The organism is uncultured Ruegeria sp. (assembly GCF_947497005.1).
GTDB lineage: Bacteria > Pseudomonadota > Alphaproteobacteria > Rhodobacterales > Rhodobacteraceae > Ruegeria.
Window position 1 is genome coordinate 1 of sequence record NZ_CANMFF010000002.1, and the last position, 12,432, is coordinate 12,432.

Annotated in this window: 12 protein-coding genes, 1 tRNA gene and 1 pseudogene; 7 read left to right on the top strand and 7 right to left on the bottom strand. The window is 55.7% G+C overall.

The features are described from left to right. A partial coding sequence (locus tag Q0816_RS02395) for a hypothetical protein (protein ID WP_298847277.1) occupies positions 1-815 on the top strand: 815 nt, incomplete at its 5' end. A gap of 19 nt (positions 816-834) precedes the next feature. Here Q0816_RS02395 and Q0816_RS02400 read toward each other — a convergent pair. Continuing rightward, on the bottom strand, positions 835-2,250 hold the full coding sequence (locus Q0816_RS02400; RefSeq protein WP_298847280.1) for a tyrosine-type recombinase/integrase: 1,416 nt from the start codon (positions 2,248-2,250) through the stop codon (positions 835-837). Positions 2,251-2,414: 164 nt separating this feature from the next. Next, positions 2,415-2,488: transfer RNA gene (locus tag Q0816_RS02405), tRNA-Cys, on the bottom strand. Positions 2,489-2,712: 224 nt separating this feature from the next. Here Q0816_RS02405 and Q0816_RS02410 point away from each other — a divergent pair. The 3 genes from Q0816_RS02410 (at position 2,713) to Q0816_RS02420 (ending at position 5,727) form a co-directional block, all read left to right on the top strand. Then, positions 2,713-3,366, top strand: coding sequence for a protein-L-isoaspartate O-methyltransferase (locus Q0816_RS02410; protein WP_298847283.1), 654 nt, complete (start codon positions 2,713-2,715; stop codon positions 3,364-3,366). A 95-nt stretch (positions 3,367-3,461) separates the two neighbouring features. Beyond that, complete coding sequence (locus tag Q0816_RS02415) at positions 3,462-4,880, top strand: TolC family outer membrane protein (protein WP_298847286.1); 1,419 nt, start codon at positions 3,462-3,464, stop codon at positions 4,878-4,880. A gap of 73 nt (positions 4,881-4,953) precedes the next feature. After that, positions 4,954-5,727 (top strand): hypothetical protein, encoded by a 774-nt coding sequence (locus tag Q0816_RS02420; protein WP_298847289.1) that lies wholly within the window; start codon positions 4,954-4,956, stop codon positions 5,725-5,727. Positions 5,728-5,730: 3 nt separating this feature from the next. Here the strand turns inward: Q0816_RS02420 and Q0816_RS02425 are convergent, their stop codons facing one another. Further along, positions 5,731-7,188 carry a cobyric acid synthase gene (locus Q0816_RS02425; protein WP_298847292.1) on the bottom strand — a complete coding sequence of 486 codons (1,458 nt, stop codon included), beginning with the start codon at positions 7,186-7,188 and terminating at the stop codon, positions 5,731-5,733. 62 nt (positions 7,189-7,250) lie between these two features. Between Q0816_RS02425 and Q0816_RS02430 the strand changes: the two genes are divergently transcribed. Continuing rightward, complete coding sequence (locus Q0816_RS02430) at positions 7,251-7,820, top strand: cobalamin biosynthesis protein CobQ (RefSeq protein ID WP_298847295.1); 570 nt, start codon at positions 7,251-7,253, stop codon at positions 7,818-7,820. 86 nt (positions 7,821-7,906) lie between these two features. Here Q0816_RS02430 and Q0816_RS02435 read toward each other — a convergent pair whose 3' ends face one another. After that, positions 7,907-8,227, bottom strand: coding sequence for a DUF6280 family protein (locus Q0816_RS02435; RefSeq protein WP_298847297.1), 321 nt, complete (start codon positions 8,225-8,227; stop codon positions 7,907-7,909). A 218-nt stretch (positions 8,228-8,445) separates the two neighbouring features. Here Q0816_RS02435 and efp point away from each other — a divergent pair, with 218 nt between their 5' ends. Further along, positions 8,446-9,009 carry an elongation factor P gene (gene efp, locus Q0816_RS02440; RefSeq protein WP_298847300.1) on the top strand — a complete coding sequence of 188 codons (564 nt, stop codon included), beginning with the start codon at positions 8,446-8,448 and terminating at the stop codon, positions 9,007-9,009. A 53-nt stretch (positions 9,010-9,062) separates the two neighbouring features. On the opposite strand, the gene Q0816_RS02445 is transcribed toward efp, so the two are convergent. Both Q0816_RS02445 and Q0816_RS02450 read right to left on the bottom strand, forming a co-directional pair. Next, positions 9,063-10,004: an ABC transporter transmembrane domain-containing protein gene (locus Q0816_RS02445; protein ID WP_298847303.1), complete on the bottom strand. Its 942-nt coding sequence runs from the start codon at positions 10,002-10,004 to the stop codon at positions 9,063-9,065. A 113-nt stretch (positions 10,005-10,117) separates the two neighbouring features. Next, positions 10,118-10,855, bottom strand: coding sequence for a folate-binding protein (locus Q0816_RS02450; protein WP_298847305.1), 738 nt, complete (start codon positions 10,853-10,855; stop codon positions 10,118-10,120). A 73-nt stretch (positions 10,856-10,928) separates the two neighbouring features. On the opposite strand from Q0816_RS02450, the gene Q0816_RS02455 reads away from it, so the two are divergent. Continuing rightward, a complete protein-coding gene (locus tag Q0816_RS02455; protein ID WP_298847308.1) occupies positions 10,929-11,603 on the top strand; it encodes a TIGR04283 family arsenosugar biosynthesis glycosyltransferase in 675 nt (224 codons plus the stop codon). A gap of 7 nt (positions 11,604-11,610) precedes the next feature. On the opposite strand, the pseudogene Q0816_RS02460 reads toward Q0816_RS02455, so the two are convergent. Further along, a pseudogene (locus tag Q0816_RS02460) lies at positions 11,611-12,366 on the bottom strand (hypothetical protein); the annotation flags it as partial. Positions 12,367-12,432: the final 66 nt, after the last annotated feature.

Genomic DNA, 12,432 nt, shown 5'->3' on the forward strand with positions numbered 1-12,432 from the left:
CTTTCGCATTCGTTTGCTCCTTCGAAAAGTTGAGCAAACTCTACATCAGAGCGAGGGAAGTTTCGGGGGGCAGGTCAGTGCTAGAAAGTGACAATTTCAATCTAACAGAAGAAATGGTCGAATCTGAAACGAGAACCAATCATTTGTTTTGGGAGCAGAACACTAATGAGGGCTTTCGAAGTGAGGGGCGGAAGCTATCGAACATCGCGTCCCGTTCCTTTGATTACTGGTGCAGGGTAACAAGGTGGACAACGGGTTCTTCATTTTTTGGCCTGCCGCTCGAACGTCACGATGCTCACCCTGGGTGGCGGTATTTAGCTGCTGTTGATCCTCTGGAATACGTGGCCAGCTTTAATGACACGATAATTGGTTACATGCTTCCAAGTGTTTCGATTGAGAATTGGGAGCTTATTCAACAAAAGCTTCAATCTGGAGAGCAAACTCCAATTTGGATTGACATTTTTCATGAGGCGAACCGCAGGTTGGCAGCAGGTGACGTTCGCGGTGCTCACTTGGATGCCGCAGTCTCCGCTGAAGCATTCATACGTCAAAAATTGATGGATTCCGTTGCCGCACTCCCTGCAACTGAGACTGCGATACGGAAGCGCATTGAAAACTGGAACATGACAGATGTTCTCAATAAGTTTGGCAAAATAAGTACACTGAACAGCCTTGGTCTAGACAAGGAGCAGTTGGCAAATCTTAGGAGTGTATTCGACATCAGAAATGCAATTATGCATGGCAGGACCGTCAACATGCAGGAGGCTGAGCTTAAGGCGACGTTGAAAACGATAAAGGTTCTGATCGACAGTTAGTATTGCGCGGGCAGTATACTTATCCATTCAGTATCCGCAGTAGTGTATCGCCCTCTATCAAGTCGTCACTCTTTGCCGCCAACGCCTTCATCGCAATCTCTTCTGTCACCACGTAGTTCTGCCGTTCAACGCCCAAAGCCGCCAGAAGCCCTGCTTCATCCAGTTTGCCCGCTGCAAGCATTCTGAACGCCGTTTCCACCACGCCCCCGCCGTTTGCCGCCGCCTCCTTCTTCTGGCTTTTTCGCATGTCGCGTCCGCTGTGCATATCCGCATTAAGCAAGGGGCTGTATTTGCTGTAGTGCTTATCCAGCATCGCCGTGCTGTTACCCATTTGATTGCTCAATGCATGTGTGCTGATGCCGCGCTTCAAGTCGCGCGTCGCGTAGTAGTGCCGCAAGCTATACAGAGTGCGAGATTTGCCATCAGCACCAACTTTCAAACCCAAGTCGTCCAGCAGCGCATTAAATGCGCGGTTTAAACTCGCGATGTTTGCAACAGCGCCCAAGCGCGTCGTGAAAACAAGTTCGTTGTTTTTAGCTGAGATGAGCTGAGCGAAGCTGTCGTAGCTGAGAGCAGGGTTCAGCTTACTTTGTCTGTCCAAGTAGCCTTCCACTGTGTCTCGCGCCACTGCGCTTCTCTTTCGTGTTTTCCCGTCTACGTTCACAACCAAATAGCGTTCGCCGTCATTTTCCTGCCATTCAATGTTGCGCCAACGCAGCCGCAATGCCTCCGTACCGTGTCGCACTCCAGTGTTTGCCAGAAACAGCACGTAGTTTCGTAGCACCTCGCGCGTCGCAATCGCCTTCTTGTCTTTCGTCTTTTTGTGCCAACTGCGCAGCGCCGAATAAATCTTCTTGTACTCTGCGTCAGTGAAGCTTCCTCTGCTTTCGCTTTTGACGCCTTTGTTAAGCAGGGTGGGCCGCATGGATTTTACGATCCAACCGTGTAGCTCCGCTTCGTCCAAAACTCTGTTCAGTGCTGCATTGTGATTATTGATGCCGCTTTGGGAGAATGGCTTTTTGTTCGTCTCAGTACGCCATGCGTCAAACTTGGTCAGCATTGCCAAGTCTATCTTCGCTACATCCGTGTCACCAAAATACGGGATGAGCCAAATGCGCAGTGCTGAGAAGTAATCTTTGTAAGCTTGCTTGCCGCCGCCTTCATCAAGTTCGCGCTGCATTCGCGCAATCGCATACTCAGCTACGTGCTTGAATTTACGGGTTTGAGCAGGGAGGTGGTTTTTGATGCGCGCTTTGGTCTCGTGGTACAATTCAATTGCGCGCTCTTTCGCTTCCTCCAAGTCGTCTGTCTTTGTGCTTTTCACAACACGTTTGCCGTTGTCCAAAGTCAGCCGCACGTACCAATTTTCGCTGCCATCACGCTTATCCAGCTTCAGTTTTTTGTGCACATTTACAGTGGTAACGCCGTAGCTCATCGCGTGCTGCTTCGCCTAGATGTCTGTTTTTTCTCAGTATACGGCAAAAGGTCTCAAATTGCAGTCGAATCTGCACGCGGACTGTGTACGAATTGTGCACAAAAATTACGCGACTACATGTTGTGGCGGGAGTGGCAAAGTTTGGACTAAAGCGCAAGATATTGTGGAGGCGAGTACCGGAATCGAACCGGTGTACACGGATTTGCAATCCGCTGCGTCACCACTCCGCCAACTCGCCTTTTCAAGTAAAATCAAATACTTGCCGTGGTGTGCGTGGGTTTTAACAGCTTTCCTTGGGGGCGTCCAGTGGATTGCGTGCAATTTTGACGACAAGATTGAAATTTGCCGAGGCCCACGACCGCAAACGCAAAGGTGCAGCCAGGTTGCGTCAACAGGGCCGTTGCTGGGCGGTTCAGGATATGGCACAAGCCGGATAACTTTGGGAATGAGACGAGAGATCCAATGACAGATTTCGCAGCCCGGCGCCGCACAATGGTTGATACGCAGATCCGACCCTCTGATGTTACCAAGTTCCCGATCATTGAGGCGATGTTGAGTGTCCAGCGCGAGAGCTTTGTGCCTGACGCACAGCGCGAAGCCGCCTATGTGGACGGCGTGATCGATCTGGGTGGCGGGCGTAACATGCTCGAACCGCGGACGTTGGCTAAAATGCTGGATGCGCTGAACATATCGAACGACGAGATGGTTCTCGATATTGCTCCGGCAATGGGGTATTCCACGGCCGTTGCTGCGCAGATGGCACAATTGGTCGTTGGCGTGGAAAGCGACGAGACGCTGGCCTCAGAGGCGCAGAGTCTTTTGGCTGAAGCCGATGTGGACAATGCAATTATCCATGTAGGCCCGTTGGAGCAGGGCGTGGCTGAGCATGGCCCGTATGATGCAATAATGGTGCAGGGTGGCGTTGAACAGATTCCAGAGGTTCTGCTGGGTCAGCTCAAGGAACATGGCCGGATCGCTTGCCTGTTTGTCGAAGGCAACCTTGGCACGGTGCGGATTGGCCGGAAGTCGGGTGGTCGTGTCAGCTGGCGCAATGCATTCAACGCCAGCGCACCGATACTAGAGAGTTTTTCGGCAGAGTGTGCATTTTCGCTATAGTCCGCCGATAGATTTTTCTGCCGCCTTGATTAGTTGAAAAGAAGACCGCAAACTGCCTGCAGGGCAGTGTAATTTCGATTTGAGAGGATTTCGGTATGCGTGGTTCGGCGACAGGCAAGCTGGTCAGGGCATTCGCAGTGACCGCAGGACTTGCCATGAGCATAATGCCAGGGCGTGCGGCGTGGGCTGATAATATAACAGACGCCTTCATTGGCGCATATAACACCAGCGGCTTGCTGGAACAGAACCGGGCGCTGCTGCGTGCAGCAGATGAAGACGTGGCGATCGCGCTTTCCGCGTTGCGACCGATCATCAACTGGACCGTGCAGGTCAGCCAGGACTATACTCGGTCACGGACCAGCAATGTGGTCACGACGACCGAGCCGTCCCGGTTTTTCACCGGGCTGGGGCTTAGCCAGCTTCTTTATGATGGCGGCGCTTCGGTTCTAGGCAAGCAATCGGCGCAGGAAACTGTGCTGTCGACGCGGCAAAGCCTGATCGACATTGAGCAACAGGTTCTTATCCGCGCCACGAACGCTTATCTTGGCGTGCTGCTGCAGGAAGAAACCGTCTCTATTCGCCAGAACAACGTGGATGTTTCGGCGGAAGAACTGCGCGCATCAAATGACCGCTTTGAGGTCGGGGAGGTTACCCGTACGGATGTCGCTCTCTCCGAGGCGCAGCTGGCAAGCTCGCAGGCGGATCTTGCGGTTGCACGCGGTGAATTAAGCATTGCGCAGGCTGAATATGTAAATGCGGTTGGCAAGGCGCCAGGACGGACGGCCGGTCAACCGAGCCTGCCCAAACTGCCGCGGAGTGAGGCCGAGGCGGTCAGCCTCGCGCAACGCAACCACCCGGCGATTCTGTCGGCACAACATCAGGTCCGTGCATTTGATCTGATTGTACAGCAACAGCGGGCCAACTTTGGGCCGAATGTCAGCCTGAACGCGGATGCGGGCGTTAGGGAAAGCTATGACAACGACGATTATGTGAATGACGCGACCGTGTCGCTGGACTTCACTCAACCGATTTATGCCGGTGGCCGGTTGGCCGCGAATGTGCGGCGCGCTATGGCAACCCGGGATGCGTCGCGCGCGAACCTCCTGAATGTGCAAAAGGACATCACGCAGGGCGTTACAGATCGATACGCCGCGTTTCAGGCGGCCAGCGCCAGCCTGAGGGCGTCGACGGAACGAGTTCGCGCATCGCAGGTTGCTTTTGATGGCATCCGCGAAGAAGCGACATTGGGTGCCCGGACAACATTGGACGTTCTGAATGCCCAGCAGGATCTGCTGGACGCGCAGCTGGCCGAAGTGGCATCGCGCACTGAACGGTCCCGTGCGGCGTATCAGCTGTTGCAGGCGCAAGGTCTGCTGACGGCAGAACGTCTGGGGCTGGCCGTGCAGATCTATGATCCGACTTTGTATTATAATCTGGTCAAGAAGGCCCCGGCTCGGGTCAGCAAGCAGAGCAAAGATCTGGATCGCGTTCTCAAAGCGTTGCGTCGGGATTGATCGGCAATACTATCTGTTGTGGGGTTCGGATTGTTTGGCTACACTCGATCCAACGATAGAGCGGTAGAGAACAATGTCTGATAATGTCGTGAAAGCAGGGATCGAAGACGTTCTGTCTTCGGTCAAACGTCTGGTCAGTGAAGACAGTCGCAGTAAATCCACCTCAGATCAACAGGCTGTATCGCGCAAGCCAGGGCGATTGGTGCTGACTGACGCGTTGCGTATCAGCAAGCCTGCTCGGGCTGAAGTGAGTCCCGGCAAGCCGGGGCACGATAATGCCGACTCGGCCAAGCCGATGCTGCTGCGTGCATGTGATATTGTTCGCGCGGGCGAACCGGCCAACACAACGGATCAGAAGGCAGAGGTAAAAACCTCCAAACCAGACCGGTCGGATGATCCCGCGATCAGTCTGAGCGCCAAAATCGAAGCGTTGGAAGCCGCTATCGCGCAAACCGAGGATCAGTGGGAGCCGGATGGCGATAGTGCCGATGCCTATTCGGGCACGCCGACGCAATCCCTGCCATGGAATGTCGAAGAGGAATTCGCGGCCGCCATGTCCGTGGGATCAGCCGAAGTCAAAGCGGCAGATAACCCAGAGCAGGGGGATGATGCGTCATTTCAAGCAGAGTTCATCCGGTCGTCCCAGACGTTCGACCCCGTGTCGGGCGATGAAGTTGACGAAGATGTCGCGACGATCGACATGGATGAAGAAGCATTGCGCGACCTGATCTCTGAAGTGGTCCGGCAGGAGCTTCAGGGTGCGATGGGAGAACGCATCACGCGGAACGTGCGTAAGATGGTACGGCGGGAAATCGCGCGCGCGCTTGCTGCGAAAGAGTTGGAATAAGCCTTAACCGGGTTTCGGTGGCTGTGCCAGGCTCAGTAGCAGGTCAAGATCCATGTGGCGTTCCAGATGATCGGCCAGATCATCCAGCGTCTGTTCTACACCGTCTTCGTAAGCAGTATCCGATGTCACACCCAGCTTAGACAAATAGCGTGCGCGGAATGCGTCGGACGAAAAGATACCGTGTAAATAGCTGCCTTTGATCCGTCCGTTTGCGCTGGCCGCACCCTCTGGTCGACCTTCGACCTCCAGCCATGCCCGGGCGCAGTCCGGCCCATCTGTGTGACCCATGTGAATTTCGTACCCGCTGACCGGTTCCTGGTCGGGCAGGGCATGGGCCGAACGCAGGATGACCTGTTTATGGCCGCCCATGATGGTGTCGACATCCAGCAACCCCAACCCGGTGACCTTGCCCGGCCTGCCGTCGACGCCATCCGGATCGGAAATGGTTTTGCCCAACATCTGATAGCCACCGCACAGCCCCAGAACATGCCCGCCCCGACGGACATGGGCATAAAGGTCGATGTCCCAACCCTGTGCCAAGAAATAGGTAAGATCACCAATCGTGGATTTGCTTCCCGGCAACAGAACCAGATCTGCGTCACCGGGCAGGGGTCGCCCAGCAGGGACGATTTCGACACTCACGCCGGGTTCCGCCGACAGCGGATCGAGGTCGTCGAAATTTGCCATGCGCTCAAGCTGAGGCACCACGACCTTGCATGCGCCGCCGGTATGAGAGCGGATGTCCATCATATCCTCGGCCGGCAGTTTCCAGGCGTCGTGAAACCATGGCACAACCCCCAGACAAGGCCAGCCGGTACGGGCGGCAATGTCATCGCGGCCTTCGTCAAATAGGGACACTTCCCCTTTGAACCGATTGACGGCAAATCCGCGGATCTGCGCCAGATCGCCCATGTCCAGCACCGCCTGAGTGCCGACGATCTGGGCTATCACGCCGCCGCGGTGAATATCCCCGACCAGAACCACGGGAACATCCGCAGCACAGGCAAATCCCATATTGGCAATGTCGCTCTTGCGCAGGTTGGTTTCAGCTGGGCTGCCAGCGCCCTCGATCAGAACCAGATCGACGTCAGCGCACAACCGGTCAAAGCTATCCAGCGCGGCCCCAAGCAACTTGGATTTGTCCTTGCGGTAGTCGCCAGCCTTCATTGTGCCCGCTCGTTGCCCCTGAACGATGATCTGCGCCCCGGTATCCGTTTCGGGTTTCAACAAAATAGGGTTCATGTCCGTATGGGTTGCCCGCTTTGCCGCGCGTGCCTGAAGCGCCTGCGCGCGGCCAATCTCCCCCCCGTTTTCGGTGACGGCTGCATTGTTCGACATGTTTTGCGGTTTGAACGGCGCGACCTGCAACCCCCGCCGCGTGTAGGCGCGCGCAAGCCCTGCCACCAGAACCGATTTTCCAACATTGCTGCCGGTGCCTTGAATCATGATGGCGCGAACCATGCTTTGTCTCCTATATGTCGAGGCGCAGATGATCTGATTTAAGCCGAAAGGGAAAGCCCCGGATGAATACGCCAGCACATCTTTTGATCGGGGCTGCGGCGTTTGCCCGGCCTCCACAGGGGCGTATTCTTTGGGCTGCGTTGGCAGGAGCGTTGCTGCCGGATCTGTCCCTGTACCTGATGGCAGGCGTGTCCCTGTTTGTTCTGGGTATTCCGGAACAGGTGGTCTTTGGGCAGCTTTACTTTTCTCCGGCTTGGCAGACCGTATTCGCCATAGACAATTCTTTTATCTTATGGGGGTTGGCATTCCTGCTGGCAGTCTGGAGAGGTTGGTGTGTTCTGGCTGTCGGGGCAGCGGCAGGTCTTCTGCATCTTGCGACAGATTTTCTACTTCATGCCGGGGATGGGCGGCCACAGTTCTGGCCCCTCAGCAATTGGGTGTTCTACAGCCCGGTCAGTTACTGGGACAGCGACTATCACGCCCTATGGGTGGCGCCGATGTCAGCCGCGATCTGTCTGGCTGCATATGTCTTGCTGTGGCGGCGTGGCTTGCCTGTTTGGGGCAAAGCGCTGTTTGCAACTATGCTGGCAGCTGAAATCTGGGTGGTACGGCAGTGGCTATTGTTCTTTTGATCAACCACTGACTGCACGGCGATCGGGCATAGAAAAACGCGCTCTAACTGGCAGAGCGCGTTTTTTCATGCTGAAAACGCCTTGGATCAGGCGGCTTCTGCCTGCTGTGCAGCATTACGGCGTTCGCTTTCTTCACGCGACAGCGCAACCGAGGTGCGTACGCCACGTCCTACGAAATCCATCAATCCGTCCACAACCCGTTCATTCGGGTCGATGCCTGCACAGGACAGGACCTCGCGGCCATCGCGCGAGCGAGCCCAGCGGGCGATCTGTTCCGGGCCATTGCCATATTTCTTGTCATCGGCAATTGCGTCGTCCAGCGCAGCCAACACAACGGCCGCGAAAAGTTTACGTGCACGATTGCCTTGCTCATTGTTAAAGGCAGTGCCGTCAACGAAATCTCTCATCTCGTTTCCCTTGTTGTTCTTGCTCTTGCATTTTCGGCGTGAGGGTCCTTATGACCTATTAGGTGTGATTCGGATACAGTTGAAATGCATAGTTGCGTTGCGTCATTTGCATATCTCGCTGCACCTGCAGCACTAGGTTTCGTTGTCTTGTCAGGTGTGGTCCCGCCAGATATAGGGGGCGCAACTGACGCATCAACCGTTTGTGAAGGATTTAAGTCATGCCCAAGATAAATGGGAACGAAATTCGCCCCGGCAATGTGCTTGAGCATAACGACGGCCTGTGGGCAGCGGTCAAGGTCGACCATGTAAAGCCCGGTAAAGGCGGGGCTTTCGCGCAGGTTGAACTGCGCAACTTGCGTAATGGTTCGAAGCTGAACGAACGGTTCCGTTCTGCGGACAAGGTTGAACGTGTGCGCCTTGAACAGAAGGACCAGCAGTTTCTGTACGAATCCGACGGCATGCTGGTGTTCATGGATGCCGAAACCTATGAACAGATAGAATTGCCCGCTGATTTGCTGGGTGATCGCCGCCCGTTTCTGCAGGACGGCATGACCATCGTCGTAGAATTCTACGAAAGCGAAGCGCTGAATGCGACACTGCCGCAGAAAGTGACCTGCAAAATTGTCGAGACCGAACCGGTCGTCAAAGGACAGACGGCGGCGAACTCTTTCAAGCCTGCGGTGCTGGACAATGGTGTGAAAGTCATGGTTCCACCTTTCGTCGGTCAGGATGAAATGATCATCGTGAACACCGAAACGATGGATTATTCCGAACGCGCGTGACATTCCGTCACTTTTCGCACCAGACCGCGCAGGCACCCGCCGCGCGGTCTTTTTTATGCGGTGGGGCGATGTCGGTAGCGGGCCGGGTCTGGGCCAAACAGCTCTAGCATCAGCTCGTATTTGATGCGGTTCGCACTCACCTGGCGATAGAAGGCGATCAAAAAGGCCGTGGGCCCTTGTATGCGGGTAAGCCCGCTGGTGGCAGCCACCACGGTGCCGACATCCGTTTTACCTTGTAACACCAGATACCCGCCCAACATCAGAACGCCGACGGTTCCGGCCCCATTGATCACGCTCAACAGGAACTTGGCTGACAGTTTCCACAGAAACATCCGCCGCCGTGTGTCATAGATATCGTCGAACATGGAATTGATATCCCGCTCAACGGCTTCAATATCCTCTGTCGTCAGCCTGTCTGTGGCGTTGCGTAATATATGGACCCGCTCGGCGACGAAGGTGTTCACTTTGCGCTGCGAGGCCAAAACGATGATGATTTGCGGTACAATCATGGAAAACGCAATCAGCCCAAGGCCAGGTTGGGTGGATGAGATATAGCCGATTACGCTGATCAGCGTGCCGATCTGAACGACTGGGTCTGAAAATGCACCGCCTGCGAATTTTCCCAACTCTTCAGCTTCGGCAGAAACTGCCGTGGTCATAGTGCCTTTGCGCAGGCCTTCGCCTGAATCCTTCAGGTCGGTCGAACGCCACAGCAAGCGTTGCCGGATCAGCCGGATCATGTCTTCACCCAAGGTTCCGGCGCGAAACCCCAATACCCACTTCAATATCAGGCTCAGCAGGATGACCGCCATCATGCCAATGCCCAGCTGGATCAGTTTCTCGATCCCGACATCGTCGGACGTCAGGTGGTTGACGATTCCGCGTTGGAACTCAAGCGGCACGGCGGCAAGGCCTGCAATAGCAATGGACAGAAGGATGAGTAGGATTTGCCGCCCGGCGCTGGCGCGCCAGATCGCGGAATAAAGTCGAAACATGCAGGTATCCGGGTTGCCTTGTTTGCCAGCACTTTGGCAGCCAAGGACGACAGGTTCAAACTTTACGATATATCCTGCTGTGCCGGACGTGCCGATTTGGCAACAAGGCGCGTTCAGTCCTTCAGACGCACCATGGCGTCGCCCGCCTGCATCTTGTCGCCCGCGCGATCAAATCGCAGATAGGCAATCCCTTGCCCGCCTGCCTGAGTGTGCAACGTGCCGACGGGTTTGCCATTTGCCGTGATCTCGGTTCCCACTGGGGCTGAGCCTTCGACGTTCACCCTTCGCAAACCTTTGCGCAACTCGGTTTTGTGTTTCATGCGCGCGGTCACTTCCTGACCGACATAGCAGCCCTTTTTGAAGTCCACGCCATTCAGCGCCTCGAACCCGGATTCCAGAATATAACTTTCCGGGGTCAACTCTGTGCCGGCCTCGGGAATGCAATGCTGAACTCGCAGCGCGTCCCAGTCGGATCCGTCATCCCCTTCAAGGGTTGCGGAATAGATGCGCCAGCCCATGTCCGGATGGCGGGGATCGGGCAGGGCGGCATCCGGCGCTGGACCTGTGCCGCGTTGCAGGTTCAGATTGGTGCCCGCGATCGCAACATCCGCACGCAGCTTGTACATTGTCAGACGTTTGACCAGATCATCCGCAAGATGCTCGGCTACATCCAGAAGTACGCCATCGCTATCGCGTTTCAGGAAGAAATCCGCCAGATACTTGCCTTGCGGTGTCAGCAGCGCTGCATAAACCAGCCCGTTGTTCAGACCCTGAATGTCATTGGTGATCAAGTCCTGCAAAAAACTTTCGGTATCCGAGCCGGTCAGGCGCAGTATGCGGCGGGTGGGCATGGCTTGGTCCTCGTCATTTCCTTTGGCCTCGTGATATAGGAAGTTCCGATGCCAAGACCAGAGGTTATCAGACGTGCCTGCCCCCATCTCAGTTGTGATTCCGACCCGCAATGCCGCCGACGCCTTGCCCGCGTGCCTTGAGGCTTTGATGGAAGGGCTGCAAACCGGGCTGATCCGGGAGCTGATCATCAGCGATGCAGGATCAACGGACCACACGCTGGATATAGCGCATGAGGCAGGTGCAGAGGTCGTGACAGGTGCGCCGTCCCGTGGTGGTCAGTTGCGCCGGGGATGCGCGCAGGCCAAAGGCGATTGGCTGCTGATCCTTCACGCGGACACAGTGTTGCAACAGGGATGGAGCGAGACCGTGAGCACCCATTTTCCTTCGAACACACCCGCCGCCTTCCGGCTGGCGTTTCGCGCGCGCGGGATCGCTCCGGCCTGGGTGGCGGGTTGGGCCAATCTGCGCAGCCGGGTGTTTGGATTGCCATACGGAGATCAGGGATTGCTGGTTCCACGAGATGTATATCAGGCTGCGGGCGGATTTCCGGACCAGCCGTTGATGGAAGATGTGGCGTTGGCACGCGCGTTGCCGCGGATCACGATTTTTAACACTCGTGCATTTACGAGTGCGGAGCGGTATGAACGGGTGGGATGGTTTCGGCGGGGCGCGCGGAATCTATGGACGCTTCTGCGCTATTTTCTGGGGACTGATCCACAGGTACTGGCGCAGGCTTATCGGCGTTAAGTGTTGCACGCAGTTCGACCACAGATTTTCCCAGCCGGAATGGGGCCGCAAAACTAACAAGGCACAGGGCAACGATCTGCAAAACCAGAATATGGGCGTTGTCCTGCAAGTATTCCCATTCTTCCTTCAGCTTGCTGACCTGCTCGATCAGATCGTCATAACTCTGTGCCAGGATCAAATAGTCTCCGGCGATCGCCGGAACCTTGCGCCGCATGTTATCGATGGCTGTCTGAGTTTTCTCGTCCATTGAGGTGAAGACCAGAAACTGATCGATATCGAAGGCGTCCGCCTTAGCTGCCATACCGCGAATTTCCTCCATTTCATCCTTGGACTGGCCCCCGAACAGGAAATGCAGCCCCTGCAGCGGGGCCACTTCATTGGTGACAGCGATGAACAATGGCAGTTCCGAGTTGCTGGCGGTAGAGGCCGACAGAAATTCGACCTTGTCGCACAACACTGCCGTGTCCGGGTCGTAGGCGGGATCGCAGAATCGCAACCGGAACCGCGCAGCGTCGCGGTCAAAAGCCAACGTCGCTGCGTAAGCCACATCGATCTGACGATCCAGCCGCGAACTGTCAGAGGTATAAAGCCCCGCCAGAACCGCAATCAAAGCGCCGAAGCCCCCCAGCACGACCCAGACCAGATCGGCCAGTTTCCATGCCCGGTGACCTGCGGGTTTTCGAAACAAAAAGGCGGTGCCGATTGATCCGATCAGGAAAAACAGGATCAGCAAAGGCAATTGGTTGTCGGCTATAAAACTCATATGCCCGATCTTAGGACCTGTTGTGTGTCCTGCAACAGGGATCACGAGCAGTTGTAACATCTTACC